Consider the following 18,590-nt stretch of genomic DNA (forward strand, 5'->3'; position numbering starts at 1 on the left):
TAAAGTTAATGATTGAATACGAGTTACCCAATGTAATTTTTATTGATTGAGATCAACAAGAAAACGCAGATTAAAATGCATAATTTACGGCTGAAAATTTATGCTAGAAGTACTAGAGGCTAGAGAATGGCGTTACTAATTAACAGCAAATGCATTAACTGCGACATGTGCGATCCAGAATGCCCTAACGAAGCCATTTACATGGGCGCTAAAGTTTACCAAATAGATGCAAGTAAATGCACCGAATGCGTAGGCCATTACGACAAACCAACCTGTGTCAGCGTATGCCCAATTGACTGCATAAAGCCCGACCCAGCCCATCGTGAAAATATAGATGAATTGGCTGAAAAATATATCAGGCTAACGAGTTAGTTTGTTAATTGGTTTTTATGCTTAATGGGTTACGAAGCTCAAATTGCGACACTGTCGCAGCAATCAAACTGCTCGCATGTGACTAATAAATATCTCCTCATATATTTTTAATTAAGTCTCAATAATTCGCGCTCTTTACGGTATGATAACTCAATAATTTGTATTGATATTCTGGTCTGAGATAGCTATGGAAACCGCACCTAAAAAAACCGCCACAAAGCCCGCTACTAAAAAAGTTGCTAAAAAAAACACAAAACAAGCACAAGTCGGGTTTGAAGAGTCCCTTTGGGATGCCGCCAATAAACTACGTGGCAGTGTTGAATCAGCCGAATATAAGCACATTGTTTTAAGCTTAATCTTTCTTAAATTTATCAGTGACAAGTTTGAAGTACGTCAAAAAGCCATTATTGCTGAGCACGGCGATGAATACATCGACATGGTCGACTTTTACGCAATGGATAACGTGTTTTACCTACCAGAAGACGCCCGCTGGTCATACATTCAAGCCAACGCCAAGCAAGGCGATATCGCTGTAAAAATAGATACCGCCTTGCACGGCGTTGAAAAAAACAATAAATCACTCGCGGGCGCATTGCCCGATAACTACTTTTCACGCTTAGGGCTTGATGCCAGTAAGCTCTCAGCGTTAATCGATACCATTAATAATATCGACACCATCGCCAACCAAAACGAAAAAACAGAAGAAGACTTAGTTGGTCGTGTGTACGAATACTTTTTAGGTAAATTTGCCGCCTCTGAAGGTAAAGGCGGGGGCGAGTTCTATACGCCTAAGTCAATTGTTACCCTAATAGCCGATATGATTGAACCATTCGAAGGTAAAATTTACGACCCCTGTTGTGGCTCGGGCGGTATGTTTGTGCAATCGCTAAAATTTATTAATAGCCATAACGGCAATCAAAAAAATGTGTCTATTTATGGGCAAGAGTACACTAATACCACTTATAAACTGGCTAAAATGAACCTCGCCGTGCGCGGTATTTCGGGCAATTTAGGCGATATAGCGGGCGATACCTTTTTTAAAGATCAACACCCTGACCTAAAAGCCGATTACATAATGGCTAACCCGCCGTTTAACCAAAAACAGTGGCGCGCCGATAACGAATTAGTTGACGATGCCCGCTGGGCGGGCTACCCAACACCGCCTACCGGTAATGCCAACTATGCGTGGATCATGCACATGATCTCAAAACTCAGCGAGCATGGCACCGCAGGCTTTGTACTGGCTAATGGCTCAATGAGTTCAAACACCAGTGGCGAGGGCGATATTCGCCAAAAAATAATCGAAAACGATCTAGTCGATTGTATGATAGCCCTACCAGGGCAGCTGTTTTACACCACGCAAATTCCGGTGTGTTTATGGTTTATCAGTAAAGATAAACGCGGTAATAACGAAAAAGGCCTACTAAAGCGCCGTGACCGCCAAGGCGAAACGCTATTTATAGACGCCCGCGAAATGGGCTCTATGGTTAACCGTACCTTAAAAGAACTCACCAACGACGACATAGCAAAAATTACCCAAACCTACCATATTTGGCGTGGCGAAGATCTAACTACAGCAAGTACCGAGCGAGAAAGCGCAGATAAAGAGCAAAGCGCAAATAAAGAGCAAGAACAAGCGTACAAAGATGTCGCCGGTTATTGTAAATCAGCCACCCTTAGCGATATAAAAGCGAACGACTACGTATTGACCCCTGGGCGCTATGTAGGCGCGGCCGATATTATCGACGACGGTATCCCGTTCGAAACTAAAATGAGCGAGCTTAGCCAAACTCTTTATAGCCAAATGAGTCAAGCAACACAGCTTGATACAGCCATTCGCACAAACTTAGCGGCCTTGGGTTATGGTGAAGAACGTTATGGTGAAAAAAGTAATGACTAATCCTCCCAAAAGTAACAGCGCTAGCGTTTTAACTGATCCCGCACTGTTAACCAATATTAAAGCTGTCATAGCGCAAGCGCGTTCTCACGTTAAGCAAGTCGTTAACAGCACTATGGTGCACGCGTATTGGCAAATTGGCCGTCTAATAGTAGACGATGAGCAACAAGGGAGCACGCGTGCTGAATATGGAAAAAGCGTATTAAAAGGCCTTTCTGCTCAATTAACGGCAGATCTGGGTAAAGGGTTTGATGTAAGTAACTTACGTAATATGCGCCGCTTTTATCTTGCGTTTGAAAAACAAGAGACACTGTCTCTCGAATTAAGTTGGTCGCATTACAATGTACTCGCGCGCATTGAAAACCCAGCAGCACGCTTATGGTATATGCAAGAGGCCAGTCAACAAAACTGGAGTGTACGCGCGTTAGAACGCCAAATTGGTACGCTTTACTACGAGCGTTTACTCTCAAGTAAAAATAAACAACCCGTAGAGCAAGAAGCACAACAAAACGACCTAGAGCAAGGCATTATAAATAACTTACAACAGTTTTTATTAGAGCTAGGTAAAGGCTTTGCTTTTGTAGAGCGCCAAAAACGCATCCGTTTTGACGACGAAGATTTTTATATCGACCTCGTTTTTTACAATTTTAAACTCAAGTGTTTTTTATTGCTTGATTTAAAAATTGGCAAACTCAAACACCAAGATATAGGCCAAATGGACACCTACATTCGCTTGTACGATGACTTACACACCAGCAGCGACGACAACCCTACTATTGGCCTTGTTTTATGCAGTGAAAAAAGCGAAGCCGTTGTAAAATACTCTGTACTGAGCGACCAAAAGCAGCTGTTTGCCGCAAAGTATTTAGCCCACCTACCAAGCGAAGAAGAGCTGCGCATAGAGCTCCAAAAAGAGCGTGCACGTGTGCAAGCGCAATTGCTTAATCAGCAAGTTAAAGGCCAAGATGATGAATAAACAAATCAGCGAAGCGCAAGCGCTTAATAAAGCGAACTGTAAAAATTTGGAGGCGCTGGGATATGGATTTTAATACTGAGACTTTAGAATCTTTATGCGAGCTTGTAGTGGATTGTCCTCACTCAACACCCAAATGGACAGATTCAGGAATTATAGTCCTAAGAAACCAAAATATAAAAAATGGAGTACTTGATTTAAGTAACCCAAGTTTTACTAATGAAGAAGATTATCAAAAAAGAGTTAAGCGTGCGATCCCACGAGCTGGTGATATTGTCATTACTCGCGAAGCTCCTATGGGAGACGTTTGTATAATTCCTGAGGGATTAAAGTGTTGTTTAGGCCAAAGGCAAGTTTTACTTCGCCCACGAAATGAGATCTGCGGTGAGTATTTGTTTTGGGCATTGCAGTCACCTTATGTACAACATCAAATATCATGGAATGAAGGCACGGGGACAACAGTCAGTAATGTTAGAATCCCCGTTTTAAAGGCATTGATGATTCCAAGGTTTCCTAAACATGAAAAACAATCTGCGAAAATATTATCTGTATTAGCAAGTAAATTAGAAATAAACCAACAAACCAACCAAACCTTAGAACAAATGGCGCAGGCGTTATTTAAAAGCTGGTTTGTTGACTTTGATCCCGTGTTCGATAACCTACTTGCGAGCGTTGATTTTAACGTAGAAAACCTTGAAACTAGTCTGCCTGATGAGTTAAAACAAAAAGCACAGCGCCGCTTAGCGGCACTGAACAGCTTACACAATGCGACAGAATGCAAAGCGTCACTCATTGCGCTCGCTCACGAGTTACAAGCACAGCTACCAACAAAAGAAGCAACACAATCAGCAGTGCAAGTATCAGAAAAAGCCGCTGAAACACCCGTTAAACCAAACTTTAGCGCCAACCCTAAAATATTAACCCAACACGCCAACACCCACGCCCATTTCCCCAGTGAATTCGAGCACAACGAACAACTAGGCTGGATACCAAAAGGTTGGAAAAGTGGCACATTTAAGGATGTTGCTGATGGGCTAAGTGGTTATGCCTTTAAAGGAAAAGACTTCTCCGAGTTTGGTTGTGCTGTTCTTAAGATTAAAAACATTTCCACTGATCGTACCGTAACTATTAGTGATGTTAATAGGGTTCTACCAGAAGTAGTTGATAACCTTCACCGTTTTTTACTCAACGATGGCGATATTATAATGGCTATGACGGGGGCTGGGAGTGTTGGCCGGTTTGGGGTTGTTGCCACGGAAAATAATGAGCCATACTATTTAAACCAGCGAGTTTGTAAATTGTCTCCAAAATTAAAAAATGGAGCGCCCTTCTTATTCTCAGCCTTAAACCAACCAGGGCTGGAAGAGGTTATATTTAAAGCCGCACAGGGGAGCGGGCAACCTAATATAAGTGTTAATGGCATACTAGCTACAACACTTTTGATTCCAAGCCTATCGACTGTAGAGCTGTTTAGTCGCTTACTCAAAGATACATATGATCGAAAAATTACATTAAGAAAAGAGTGTTATAAATTAGTCAAACTCCGTGACACTTTGTTACCCAAACTCATCTCTGGCGAATTACAAATACCTGATGTAGCCACCGACGATGAAACAGTAGATTAATAACCTTAGCTAAGCATTTAACCATTTAAAATAACAAGAATAAGGATGTTTGATGAAATTTACTGAAGCCAAATTAGAAAAAGCGGTGGTTGAGTTATTAGGCGAGCGAGGCTACCCGCATTTACTCGGTGGTGAGCTTACTCGCAATAATAGCGACGTATTAATTAAAGAAGACCTCCGTGCTTTTTTAACCAAGCGCTACGCTAAAAATAATATTACCACCGGCGAAGTAGACTCTATTATTGCAAAGCTCGAAAAACTCCCTGCCAGTGATCTATACGAGAGCAATAAAACCTTTTGTAACTGGCTAAGTGATGGTTTTTTATTGAGCCGCGAGCGTGGAATGGTAGCAGGCAGTGCGGCGCAAAAAGATTTATATATTCAGCTGCTTGATTACGACAACGTTGAGCAAGGCATTAAAAGCAGCCTAATAGCAGGCAGTGCTATGGCTGCTTTGGGTAATATGGCTCTCGATAACGTGAATGAAGCCAGTGTTACTTACCTGCAAGACGACAACATTTACCGCTTTGTTACCCAGTTAGAAATAGAAAGCCCCACAAGCTACGACAATATTGAAATGCGCATTCCCGATGGCATTTTATATGTGAATGGCTTGCCGCTGGTGGTGTTTGAATTTAAAAGTGCGATACGCGAGCAAGCCCCTATATTTGAAGCGTATGAGCAGCTAACTGTTCGCTACAAACGCGCTATTCCTCAGCTATTTGTGTTTAATACCTTGTGCGTTATAAGCGATGGTGTAAACAACAAAATGGGTAACTTATTTGCGCCGTATCAGTTTTTTTACTCGTGGGGCAAAGTAACGGGGCAAGAGCTAACAGCGCAAGAGGGTATTAACTCGTTACATACCTTATTGCAGGGCTTGTTTGACAAAGCGCGCTTGCGCGATGTAATGCGCAACTTTGTGTTCTTCCCTGATTCTGACAATAAAAGCGCGGGCAAAAAAGAGATAAAAATTGTGCCGCGTTACCCACAATATTATGCGGCTAATAAGCTGTTCGAAAATATAAAACGGCATTTAAAACCAAAAGGCGATGGTAAAGGCGGTACGTACTTTGGTGCAACGGGTTGCGGTAAAAGTTACACCATGCAATTTTTAACACGCTTGCTGATGAAAAGCATTGAACTTAAAAGCCCCTCCATTATTTTAATTACCGACCGAACCGATTTAGACGACCAACTCTCGCAGCAATTTGGTAATGCTAAAACCTACATTGGCGATGACACGGTAAAAACAGTCACTAGCCGCACTCACTTACGTGAATTACTAGAGGGCCGTAATAGTGGCGGTGTATTTTTAACGACCATTCATAAATTTACCGAAGACACCCAGCTTTTAACCGATCGCACTAACGTTATTTGTATTTCTGATGAGGCGCATCGTAGCCAAGTAAATCTTGATCAAAAAATTACCATTACCGAGAAGGGTGTAAAAAAGACCTTTGGTTTTGCTAAATACCTGCACGACTCACTGCCAAACGCTACTTACGTTGGTTTTACCGGCACGCCAGTCGATGCCACGCTGGATGTGTTTGGTGAAGTGGTTGACTCGTACACCATGACCGAATCGGTCAAAGATGAAATAACCGTGCGCATAGTTTACGAAGGCCGCGCGGCTAAAGTGTGTTTAAACAACAGTAAGCTGGCCGAAATTGAAGCCTACTACAAAGAATGCGCCGATGCAGGCAGTAACGAGCTGCAAATAGAAGACAGTAAAAAAGCCACTGCCAACATGAATAGCATTTTAGGCGATCCTGACCGTATACGTGTATTAGCAAGAGACTTTGTACAGCACTACGAAAAACGCGTTGAAGAATGCTCAACGGTTGCCGGCAAGGCAATGTTTGTGTGTAGCTCGCGTGGCATTGCTTATCAGTTGTATCAAGAATTAGAAGAACTACGCCCAGATTGGTTTGAGGTTGTCGACTCTTTAAACGAGCAGGATAACGCGCAAAACTTATCGGATACCGAGCGAAAGCGCGCTATTAGCGAAGGCCGTATTGCAGCCCCTTCTGAAAAAGTAAAAATGGTGATGACCCGTGGCAAAGACGACGTCGCACGCTTATATAATTTACTGGGCAGTAAAGACGAGCGTAAAGAGCTTGATAAGCAATTTAAAAACAAACATTCGAACTTCAAAATAGCCATAGTGGTAGACATGTGGCTAACCGGTTTTGACGTGCCATTTTTAGACACCATGTACATAGACAAGCCACTGCAAAAGCACAGCTTAATACAGACTATTTCGCGGGTTAATCGCCAGTTTGAAGGTAAAAATAAAGGCTTGGTAGTCGATTACATTGGTATTAAATCTGAAATGAATAAAGCGTTAGCGCAGTATTCAAAAACAGACGAAACCAATTTTGAAGACATTACCGCGTCGGTTATTGAAGTAAAAAATCACTTAGCGCTACTTGCCGAGCTATTTCATAAATTTGACAGCAGCCCTTACTTTACAGGCGAAGCAGTTACGCAGCTAAATAGCTTAAACCACGCCGCCGAGTTTGCGCTAATTACCGAAAAGCGCCGAAAACGCTTTATGGATCTAGTTAAGCGTTTAAAAGCCGCTTACGATATATGTTGTGGTAGTGAAAAAATTAACGAAAACGAGCGTAACCACATTCACTTTTACCTCGCCATTCGCTCTATTATTTACAAGCTAACCAAAGGCGAAGCGCCCGATACCGCGCAAATGAACGCCAAAGTACGTGAAATGATAGCCGAAGCCCTACAAAGCGACGGCGTTGAAGAAGTATTTAAACTCGGCAATGAAGACGGCGGCGAAATCGACATTTTTAATGATGACTACATCGCCAAAATAGAAAAAATAAAACTCCCCAATACCAAAATTAAAATACTGCAACAAATGTTAGCTAAAGCCATAGGCGAGCTTAAAAAAGTAAACCAAACCCAAGGTATCGATTTTACTAAACGCTTTGAATCGCTGGTACAGCGCTATAACGAGCGAAAAGATGATGACATATTGGTAAGTAACGTACTTGATGAGTTTTCAGATACTATGGTTAATATGATTTACAGCGTACGCGACGAAATGAACGCCGGCGACGAGCTAGGCATTGATATTGAAGAAAAAGGCTTTTACGACGCATTAAAAATGCTCGCAATTAAATACGACTTTGACTACCCCGAAGATAAGCTAATAGAGCTCGCCCAAGCGGTAAAAGTGATAGTGGACGACAAAGTTAAATTTGTTGATTGGAACCACCGCGAAGATATTAAATCATCCCTAAGAGTAGAGCTTATTTTAATACTGGCTAAATTTAAGTACCCACCAATAAGCCACGACGAAGTGTACAAAGAAATTTTTGAACAAGCACAAAATGTAAAAGCGAATAAAGAGGGGTAAATTAGCCAAGTGTTGTGGTCATTATGCTAAACCGACTTGCATAGGCGTCTGTCTTGTTAAATGTATAAAACCAGAGCCCTCGTATTATGAAAATTTAGACGAGCGGGCACACAAGTGCGTTAAAGTTAGATGAAAACTGCTGATCTTTAAAACGTGTTTTTTAGTAACACATTAATAGTGTATATAGTTAAAAACTAAAACGAGCGCAGCAGTATTTATCTAACAGCCCTAAATAGGGCTTATCTCACTATAGACGGTGACAAGCTAAACTCTAAATACACTTGATTTGTTTGTTTAATAGTCAACTTAGCCCCTGCAACCCTTTATTTGTATGGTTTTTGTACTAAATCAATATTATTTTTAAAAAGTTAAAATAAAGCATTGACCCCCGCTCGAATCTCCTTATAATGCGCCCCCACTGAGACGGGAAAGGCTGAAGCATAGCGAGGCAGCTACGACTCAAAAAGTTAAGATAAAACTTAGGTTTTAAATTGTTGAAAGAAAGTTTAAAGCTATTTGAAACAAAGTGTTGACTCGAAAAATAAAGGGTGTACTATTCGCATCCCTTGAGACGCTAAAGCGACTCAAAACGTTCTTTAACAATATAAAGCAATCATCTGTGTGGGCACTCGTACAGATTGAGTTCTAACAGCCAAGCTTAGTTCGCTAAGTAAGGCAAACAAATTAGAGTCTCAATTGAAAACTGAGTGACCAACAGAAGTAACTTATTTATAAGTTGCTTCGGCACAGTCAATTCAATATCGAAAGATATTAAAATAAATTCAGAATTCATTGAGCTGTCGAAAGACATAAAACTTTTTAATTGAAGAGTTTGATCATGGCTCAGATTGAACGCTGGCGGCAGGCCTAACACATGCAAGTCGAGCGGTAACAGAGAGGTGCTTGCACCTTTGCTGACGAGCGGCGGACGGGTGAGTAATGCTTGGGAACATGCCTTGAGGTGGGGGACAACAGTTGGAAACGACTGCTAATACCGCATAATGTCTACGGACCAAAGGGGGCTTCGGCTCTCGCCTTTAGATTGGCCCAAGTGGGATTAGCTAGTTGGTGAGGTAATGGCTCACCAAGGCGACGATCCCTAGCTGGTTTGAGAGGATGATCAGCCACACTGGGACTGAGACACGGCCCAGACTCCTACGGGAGGCAGCAGTGGGGAATATTGCACAATGGGCGCAAGCCTGATGCAGCCATGCCGCGTGTGTGAAGAAGGCCTTCGGGTTGTAAAGCACTTTCAGTCAGGAGGAAAGGTTAGTAGTTAATACCTGCTAGCTGTGACGTTACTGACAGAAGAAGCACCGGCTAACTCCGTGCCAGCAGCCGCGGTAATACGGAGGGTGCGAGCGTTAATCGGAATTACTGGGCGTAAAGCGTACGCAGGCGGTTTGTTAAGCGAGATGTGAAAGCCCTGGGCTCAACCTGGGAACTGCATTTCGAACTGGCAAACTAGAGTGTGATAGAGGGTGGTAGAATTTCAGGTGTAGCGGTGAAATGCGTAGAGATCTGAAGGAATACCGATGGCGAAGGCAGCCACCTGGGTCAACACTGACGCTCATGTACGAAAGCGTGGGGAGCAAACGGGATTAGATACCCCGGTAGTCCACGCCGTAAACGATGTCTACTAGAAGCTCGGGTCCTCGGACTTGTTTTTCAAAGCTAACGCATTAAGTAGACCGCCTGGGGAGTACGGCCGCAAGGTTAAAACTCAAATGAATTGACGGGGGCCCGCACAAGCGGTGGAGCATGTGGTTTAATTCGATGCAACGCGAAGAACCTTACCTACACTTGACATACAGAGAACTTACCAGAGATGGTTTGGTGCCTTCGGGAACGCTGATACAGGTGCTGCATGGCTGTCGTCAGCTCGTGTTGTGAGATGTTGGGTTAAGTCCCGCAACGAGCGCAACCCCTATCCTTAGTTGCTAGCAGGTAATGCTGAGAACTCTAAGGAGACTGCCGGTGATAAACCGGAGGAAGGTGGGGACGACGTCAAGTCATCATGGCCCTTACGTGTAGGGCTACACACGTGCTACAATGGCGCATACAGAGTGCTGCGAACCTGCGAAGGTAAGCGAATCACTTAAAGTGCGTCGTAGTCCGGATTGGAGTCTGCAACTCGACTCCATGAAGTCGGAATCGCTAGTAATCGCGTATCAGAATGACGCGGTGAATACGTTCCCGGGCCTTGTACACACCGCCCGTCACACCATGGGAGTGGGTTGCTCCAGAAGTAGATAGTCTAACCCTCGGGAGGACGTTTACCACGGAGTGATTCATGACTGGGGTGAAGTCGTAACAAGGTAGCCCTAGGGGAACCTGGGGCTGGATCACCTCCTTATACGATTTAGAACTTATTTGTTCGTAGTGTCCACACAGATGATTGTTAATTAGTGCGTGTCCCTTTGGGATAACTAATTAATATGCTCTTTAAAAATTTGGAAAAGCTGATAATAAAATTCTGATGAATACATTGTATTTATCAAGAGTTTTCAAAAGTAAAAAAAGAATGGTAGCAGTACCATTCAGTGCCATTTAATTAACTCTTTTGAGTTGATTGATTGGCATCTACTTTAGTATTCAATATTGACTTCTGGCGAAGTTAAACTGTCACACAACAAAGACCCGTTTGGGTTGTATGGTTAAGTGACTAAGCGTACACGGTGGATGCCTTGGCAGTTGGAGGCGATGAAGGACGTATTAACTTGCGATAAGCCTAGTCAAGCTAGTAAAAAGCACTTGAGACTAGGATTTCCGAATGGGGAAACCCACCTGCTTGCAGGTATCGTTAACTGAATACATAGGTTAACGAGGCGAACGCGGAGAACTGAAACATCTAAGTACCCGTAGGAAAAGAAATCAACCGAGATTCCGAAAGTAGCGGCGAGCGAAATCGGAACAGCCCTTAAGCTTATTATGTGTTAATGGAAGGCTCTGGAAAGTGCCACGATACAGGGTGATAGTCCCGTACATGAAAAGACATTTTAAGTGAAATCGAGTAGGTCGGAGCACGTGAAACTTTGACTGAATATAGGTGGACCATCATCTAAGGCTAAATACTCCCAACTGACCGATAGTGAACCAGTACCGTGAGGGAAAGGCGAAAAGAACCCCTGTGAGGGGAGTGAAATAGAACCTGAAACCGTGTACGTACAAGCAGTAGGAGCCCACTTGTTGGGTGACTGCGTACCTTTTGTATAATGGGTCAGCGACTTATATTTTGTAGCGAGGTTAACCGAATAGGGTAGCCGTAGGGAAACCGAGTCTTAACTGGGCGACTAGTTGCAAGGTATAGACCCGAAACCCGGTGATCTAGCCATGGGCAGGTTGAAGGTTGAGTAACATCAACTGGAGGACCGAACCCACTAACGTTGAAAAGTTAGGGGATGACCTGTGGCTAGGAGTGAAAGGCTAATCAAACCGGGAGATAGCTGGTTCTCCCCGAAATCTATTTAGGTAGAGCCTCGGACGAATACTTACGGGGGTAGAGCACTGTTAAGGCTAGGGGGTCATCCCGACTTACCAACCCTTTGCAAACTCCGAATACCGTAAAGTAATATCCGGGAGACACACGGCGGGTGCTAACGTCCGTCGTGAAGAGGGAAACAACCCAGACCGCCAGCTAAGGTCCCAAAGTCATAGTTAAGTGGGAAACGATGTGGAAAGGCCCAGACAGCCAGGAGGTTGGCTTAGAAGCAGCCATCCTTTAAAGAAAGCGTAATAGCTCACTGGTCGAGTCGGTCTGCGCGGAAGATGTAACGGGGCTAAACTATGCACCGAAGCTGCGGATTCAGAATTTATTCTGAGTGGTAGGGGAGCGTTCTGTAAGCCGTTGAAGGTGTACCGGGAGGTATGCTGGAGGTATCAGAAGTGCGAATGCTGACATGAGTAACGATAATGGGAGTGAAAAACTCCCACGCCGGAAGACCAAGGGTTCCTATCCCATGTTAATCAGGGTAGGGTAAGTCGACCCCTAAGGCGAGGCCGAAAGGCGTAGTCGATGGGAAACAGATTAATATTTCTGTACTCGATATAATTGCGATGGGGGGACGGAGCAGGCTAAGCAAGCATAGCGTTGGTAGTCTATGTGAAAGTGAGTAGGGCGTTTGTTTAGGTAAATCCGGACGAACACTAAACCTGAGACACGAGACGAGTCACTACGGTGATGAAGTTGCTGATGCCATACTTCCAGGAAAAGCCTCTAAGCTTCAGATTATATGGAATCGTACCCCAAACCGACACAGGTGGTCAGGTAGAGAATACTAAGGCGCTTGAGAGAACTCGGGTGAAGGAACTAGGCAAAATCGTACCGTAACTTCGGGAGAAGGTACGCTCCTATCTGTGATGAGACTTGCTCTCTAAGCGGACGGGAGCCGCAGTGACCAGGTGGCTGGGACTGTTTATTAAAAACACAGCACTGTGCAAAATCGCAAGATGACGTATACGGTGTGACACCTGCCCGGTGCCGGAAGGTTAATTGATGGGGTTATCCTTAGGGAGAAGCTCTTGATCGAAGCCCCGGTAAACGGCGGCCGTAACTATAACGGTCCTAAGGTAGCGAAATTCCTTGTCGGGTAAGTTCCGACCTGCACGAATGGTGTAACCATGGCCACGCTGTCTCCACCCGAGACTCAGTGAAATTGAAATCGCAGTGAAGATGCTGTGTACCCGCGGCTAGACGGAAAGACCCCGTGAACCTTTACTACAGCTTGGCACTGAACATTGAACCTACATGTGTAGGATAGGTGGGAGACTTTGAAGCAGCGACGCTAGTTGTTGTGGAGTCAACCTTGAAATACCACCCTTGTAGTTTTGATGTTCTAACGTTGGCCCCTGAATCGGGGTTACGGACAGTGCCTGGTGGGTAGTTTGACTGGGGCGGTCTCCTCCTAAAGAGTAACGGAGGAGCACGAAGGTTGGCTAAGTACGGTCGGACATCGTACGGTTAGTGTAATGGTAGAAGCCAGCTTAACTGCGAGACAGACACGTCGAGCAGGTACGAAAGTAGGTCATAGTGATCCGGTGGTTCTGAATGGAAGGGCCATCGCTCAACGGATAAAAGGTACTCCGGGGATAACAGGCTGATACCGCCCAAGAGTTCATATCGACGGCGGTGTTTGGCACCTCGATGTCGGCTCATCACATCCTGGGGCTGAAGTCGGTCCCAAGGGTATGGCTGTTCGCCATTTAAAGTGGTACGCGAGCTGGGTTTAGAACGTCGTGAGACAGTTCGGTCCCTATCTGCCGTGGGCGTTTGAGAATTGAGAGGGGTTGCTCCTAGTACGAGAGGACCGGAGTGAACGAACCGCTGGTGTTCGGGTTGTCATGCCAATGGCATTGCCCGGTAGCTACGTTCGGAACTGATAAGCGCTGAAAGCATCTAAGCGCGAAGCAGGCCTCGAGATGAGTTCTCACTAGACTTTTAAAGTCTCTGAAGGGCCGTTGAAGACTACAACGTTGATAGGCAAGATGTGGAAGTGGTGTGAGCCATTAAGCTAACTTGTACTAATTACCCGTGAGGCTTAACCATACAACGCCAAACGCGTTTTATGTGATAGTGAAACAAGCGAAGAAGTTAATATGACTAAAGTAGATATTACTGAAAGAACGACTTAAAAAATATTATCAGATATTTTCCAAATTCAAGAGGTGACTCTTAGCGCGTAGCGTTAACATTGAGGCACCTTGCGCAAAGAAAATGGGAGCACTACGTGCTTGTCATTACTTCTTTGCACCATATTTGCTTGGTGACAATAGCGTTTTGGACCCACCTGATTCCATGCCGAACTCAGTAGTGAAACGAAACAGCGCCGATGATAGTGTAGCATTTGCTATGTGAAAGTAGGACATTACCAGGCTTCAAATTAAAGAAACCCGTTACAGCAATGTGACGGGTTTTTTGCTATCTGGGATTTAGCTAATAGCCAAGAGCCCAAACCGAACTTAATAGTGAAACCAAAGCTTCGAGCGATGATAGTGTGCATTTGCTATGTGGCTCTCCACCGCTGTGGGCACTACGACATTACACAGGCTTCAAATTGTAGAAAGCCCGAATCTAACGATTCGGGCTTTTTTACGTCTGCAGAAAAGTAAAATGTGGGTGAATAGCGGACAATAAATGATGTAGCATTTCACTGTGGCTCTCCACCGCTGTAGGCACTACGACATCACAAGGCTTCAAATTAAAGAAACCCGTTACAGCAATGTGACGGGTTTTTTGCTATCTGGGATTTAATAAATAGACAAGAGCCCATGCTGAACTCAGTAGTGAAACGAAACAGCTCGAAGGCGAGTCCCACGGAAGGCCGCCCCGACACAAAGATAGTATCCCATTTGCACTGTGGCTCTCCACCGCTGTGGGCACTACGACATTCTACTGCGTAGGGCACCGACTTCAAATTGTAGAGAGCCCGAATCTAACGATTCGGGCTTTTTTACGTCCGCAGAAAAGTGAGGTTTGAATGATATACACTCGCACTGAAAAAGCTCGAAGACAAGCCTAGCAAATGATAGCGCATCATTGGCACTGTGGCTTTCGTACCAATTTCAAATTTAAAAAAACCGATACAGCAATGTGACGGGGTTTTTGCCATCCTCCGCTGCGAGATCGCTTGATAAACTTCATAGATCATCATATTTATGTTCATCTCGCTTACTTTACTTGTTAATTAACGGTATGAATACTAAGATGAATTTATTATCTTAGTATTGCGATTAAGGCACTGGGCTGTTCTGAATGAATTATCAACTTTTTATAGATGACTCCACATCACTCATTGAATTCACACGTATTTATCTTGCTATCTTTTATACATTTGTAGCTGCTTTTTATACATACAGAATTATTTATAAAAACCGAACTACACCTTCTGGCGTCATTTTTCCAGGCAAACAATTTTGCTCTAGTTGGTGGAACCATATGGCGTTTAAGTTTTTTAGAGCTGCTATTTGGTTAGTGTGTGTTGTTAGGCTATTTATTCCAGAGTTGGATGATTATTTACTTTTATTTACCCCTCTAAATGGTTGGCCTGGCGTTATGTTTGGTAATGTATTACTAAGCGCAGGTTTCGCATTAAGTATGTTCGTACATTTTGATATGGCATCACTTTGGCGCTCAGGAATTGATCCAAATGGACCAAAAGAGCTTAAAACGACGGGGCTTTATGAGTATTCTCGAAATCCAATGTACTTAGGTGTTGCTGCTGCACAAATTGGCTTTTTTTTAGCGCTCCCTTGCTTATTTAGTTTAGTTTGTTTGCTAGTAGGGTTAACCGCATTGTATAGGCAAATAATGGTAGAAGAAGCACATTTAGAAAAATCGTTTACAGAGTCATATCAAAAGTATAAGCAGCTTGTTCCTCGCTGGCTATAGAACTCCATTTTATTAAAGTAAGATTGTTTTAGGGGCTAAATGATGAAATTTTGCCTTGTTGCTACACGGTTTATTTCCTTCATCATAGACCCGTTTATTAAGGAATTGGTATGGCTAATTTGGTGTACTTTATTAATAATTAGTCTGCGTTTTATACGCTACTTTATAAAATAGTACAAATTAGCGGTTGAGGCGTAAATATTAGTTTATTACAATGATGTAAAATTTTTCTCCTTTAATAATACAGAGTTGTTCTATAATATTAGTGAATAAAAGCAACCGCTTTATAAAATACAATAACACTGAAGAGATATAAATGAGTGATTTAACCGCAATAGCCAATTTATCAATATTATTAGTAGAGCCTTCAGATGTGCAGCAAAAGCTTATAATAAAATCACTAACTCAATGTGGTGTAAAACAAGTTGAAACGGCGGCGACACAACTGCAAGCTTTAACAATGCTTGAAAAGTACCAACCTGATTTAGTTATTAGCAGTATGTACTTTGCTGATGGCACTGCAGACACGTTATTACAGCAAATAAGATCTACCCCACGTACAGAACACCAAGCATTTATGTTGGTGTCGAGCGAGCGTAATAAAAAGTATCTTGAACAATTAAGGCAGTCGGGTGTACTCGCTATTTTACCTAAGCCATTTAGCGCCGAGGCTATTACACGCGCGCTAAAAGCCACTTTAGACATTATTACCGAAGAAGAAGTAGAGCTTGAGCACTTTGATATAACTTTATTGCGAGTACTGGTTGTTGACGACAGCCGTTTTGCACGTAAGCATATTATTCGTGTACTTGCTGGCATGGGGATCCCTGCACCAGTAGAAGCTGAAGATGGTAAACAAGCGATAGAGCAATTAAACTCACAATCATTTGACTTAATTGTTACCGATTATAATATGCCTGAAATGGATGGCAAAGAGCTGACCGAAACTGTAAGAGGTTCCAACACCTATTCGCACATTCCTATTTTAATGGTGAGCTCAGAAGCAAATGATACTCACCTAGCGAATATAGCGCAGGCAGGCGTTGATGCTATTTGCGATAAACCTTTCGAGCCTGCAACAGTAAGAGAGCTACTATTTAAAATAATGTCTTAAGCGTTTTTTAGTTAAATGTTGATGGGCTGATTTTAGCTAAGCGCATACCAAAAGGTATGTGCTTAGTGCTTGTATTAAGTCTTTCCTAACTTCAATATTGCTGTTTTTGATAAATTGGAATTATTAAGTGTCTTACTGCCAATATTTATTAATTACATCAGTCGCACTTTTTAGATCTACATCCACAGCAAATGTTTTCATGTCATTAATTTCTTTGCAGGTATGTGCTGTTTCTGAGATATACGTTGATTTTAAATCTGGGTTAAGATAGGCATATCGCTGGCCAAGTAATAGACTAGATTGTGTTGGTATTTCATTTGTAGATGTACCATTTAAACACATGTTCAGGGTTGGGTTTACACGATCTTCATTAGCAAAGAGAGATGGAATACGACTAGTGTCATAAATATTTTGGTTTACGTTATCTGCCGAATTTAGCCACTGAGCGGAACCCCAATACATTGTATCTTCGTTAGCAATATAATTTCCCATGAATCCAGTGCCAAAACAAATAACTGAAATATCTTCAAGTTTATGGCCTTGGTTAACTGCCAGAGAAACAGCTGCCATAGTTGGATCATGGTTAACAAAAGCGCCATCGACAAATTGTCCAAGAGCTAACTCACTGTCAGAAGAGTACACACTAGTAGAGCCATTCATGCCTGGCATTGAGCTACTAGCGAGCACTGCTTCAAGAAGATAGACATTACCAGAGAGTGATTGATCAAGATTATTGAATAATTCCATACCCCAAGATTTATTTTCTTTTACCCCAAGATGGTTTCCTGGTTGTTGTTGGGCATGCTCTTGTATGTTAAATGCAGGAAACATTAAATCAAAACAACCCTTAAGGTCCAACATGGTGAGTTTTTCTAAACTAGAAAGTTTTTGACCAATGAGCTGACTGATCTGATTAGAGATTGCTGGCTCATTAGGATTTGTACGTACTTTCGAAAAGATATCACGCATTGCAGGGTCATAGAGTGCCATTAGCTTGTTCAATGCTATTTCGACATCATTTTCGCTTTCAAAGCTGTTGTATTTTTTATATATTGCGAGAAAGCTAGAAATAACTGCGCCCGTAGAGCAACCAGTAAGCATATCAGTATTTTGTAAGAGGCCTGGGTTATCGGCTTGTAATCGTTGTAGCATTTTGACTGACATCAAACCTCTTATTCCGCCACCACAAAAGCTTAGTATTTTATAAGTAGACATTTAATTACTCCGTATTGATTTGAAATTTAATTGAATACTAATGTAGACAATATTGCTTTTTATTTAGATGTTTTACATTAAGGCCTGTTGACCTTTCATGATTAAAATTTGTTCTATCTAAAGGCGATTTAATCGCGGTGCGAGATTTGTACTTAGTGGGCTCGGTAACTACTTCTGCGTTACTCTAATGGCTTACATCCCTGTAAGAATAAGTCAAAGCTTCCGCTCCCTGCTCACGCCCCTTACCTACATCTGTGTCATAGGTAGTTAAAAAAATCTAAAGTAAAGCCTTAAAAATTTGGCTCTACATCACACTGAAATACTTCTGTTTTCCGATCGCGTTTGGGGTGCGCCCTAGCTGCATTTAATAATCCTTTCCTATGCTTCTTAGTAATCGCTGTTAATATGTTAATCCACCAGAAAGAACCCAAAGGGCAGCGGACGTTTGGCATTTATACAGCGTTATCGCCAATTTATGGGGAATAACCACACTTCATAGGCTCTGTCTTGCCTAAATACCAAACAGTCTGCTGTAAATTCAACCTCGAAAGATAAACAGCCCTAGCTCTTTAGTCAGTAGTAAATCTCTATATGGAAACTACATCATTTTTTAATGGAAAAA

Annotated in this window: 8 protein-coding genes and 3 rRNA genes; 10 read left to right on the forward strand and 1 reads right to left on the reverse strand. The window is 42.8% G+C overall.

Going from position 1 to position 18,590, the window contains the following annotated elements:
* The first annotated feature begins 126 nt into the window (after nucleotides 1-126).
* From PALI_RS17445 to PALI_RS17490, 10 genes are all read left to right on the forward strand, one after another.
* A complete protein-coding gene (locus tag PALI_RS17445) occupies nucleotides 127-372 on the forward strand; it encodes a YfhL family 4Fe-4S dicluster ferredoxin (RefSeq protein ID WP_138586090.1) in 246 nt (81 codons plus the stop codon).
* A gap of 187 nt (nucleotides 373-559) precedes the next feature.
* Nucleotides 560-2,272 carry a type I restriction-modification system subunit M gene (locus PALI_RS17450; RefSeq protein WP_138586089.1) on the forward strand — a complete coding sequence of 571 codons (1,713 nt, stop codon included), beginning with the start codon at nucleotides 560-562 and terminating at the stop codon, nucleotides 2,270-2,272.
* Nucleotides 2,265-3,245: a PDDEXK nuclease domain-containing protein gene (locus PALI_RS17455; protein ID WP_193156871.1), complete on the forward strand. Its 981-nt coding sequence runs from the start codon at nucleotides 2,265-2,267 to the stop codon at nucleotides 3,243-3,245. Before PALI_RS17450 ends, PALI_RS17455 begins: the two co-directional genes overlap by 8 nt.
* Nucleotides 3,246-3,307: 62 nt before the next feature.
* Entirely contained in the window at nucleotides 3,308-4,867 is a 1,560-nt protein-coding gene (locus PALI_RS17460; RefSeq protein WP_193156872.1) for a restriction endonuclease subunit S, read from the forward strand.
* Between the two features lie 52 nt (nucleotides 4,868-4,919).
* Nucleotides 4,920-8,252: a type I restriction endonuclease subunit R gene (locus PALI_RS17465; RefSeq protein ID WP_193156873.1), complete on the forward strand. Its 3,333-nt coding sequence runs from the start codon at nucleotides 4,920-4,922 to the stop codon at nucleotides 8,250-8,252.
* Between the two features lie 820 nt (nucleotides 8,253-9,072).
* Nucleotides 9,073-10,608, forward strand: a 16S ribosomal RNA gene (locus PALI_RS17470).
* A 299-nt stretch (nucleotides 10,609-10,907) separates the two neighbouring features.
* A 23S ribosomal RNA gene (locus PALI_RS17475) occupies nucleotides 10,908-13,797 on the forward strand.
* Between the two features lie 213 nt (nucleotides 13,798-14,010).
* A 5S ribosomal RNA gene (gene rrf / locus PALI_RS17480) occupies nucleotides 14,011-14,125 on the forward strand.
* Together the 16S, 23S and 5S rRNA genes form the textbook arrangement of a ribosomal RNA operon.
* An 878-nt stretch (nucleotides 14,126-15,003) precedes the next feature.
* Entirely contained in the window at nucleotides 15,004-15,639 is a 636-nt protein-coding gene (locus PALI_RS17485) for a methyltransferase family protein (RefSeq protein WP_138585671.1), read from the forward strand.
* A gap of 316 nt (nucleotides 15,640-15,955) precedes the next feature.
* Nucleotides 15,956-16,753, forward strand: coding sequence for a response regulator transcription factor (locus tag PALI_RS17490; RefSeq protein WP_193156874.1), 798 nt, complete (start codon nucleotides 15,956-15,958; stop codon nucleotides 16,751-16,753).
* 132 nt (nucleotides 16,754-16,885) lie between these two features.
* Here PALI_RS17490 and PALI_RS17495 read toward each other — a convergent pair whose 3' ends face one another.
* A complete protein-coding gene (locus PALI_RS17495) occupies nucleotides 16,886-17,968 on the reverse strand; it encodes a patatin-like phospholipase family protein (RefSeq protein WP_193156875.1) in 1,083 nt (360 codons plus the stop codon).
* Between the last annotated feature and the right edge of the window lie 622 nt (nucleotides 17,969-18,590).

Origin of the sequence: Pseudoalteromonas aliena SW19 (assembly GCF_014905615.1) — a bacterium.
Classification (GTDB): Bacteria; Pseudomonadota; Gammaproteobacteria; order Enterobacterales; family Alteromonadaceae; genus Pseudoalteromonas; species Pseudoalteromonas aliena.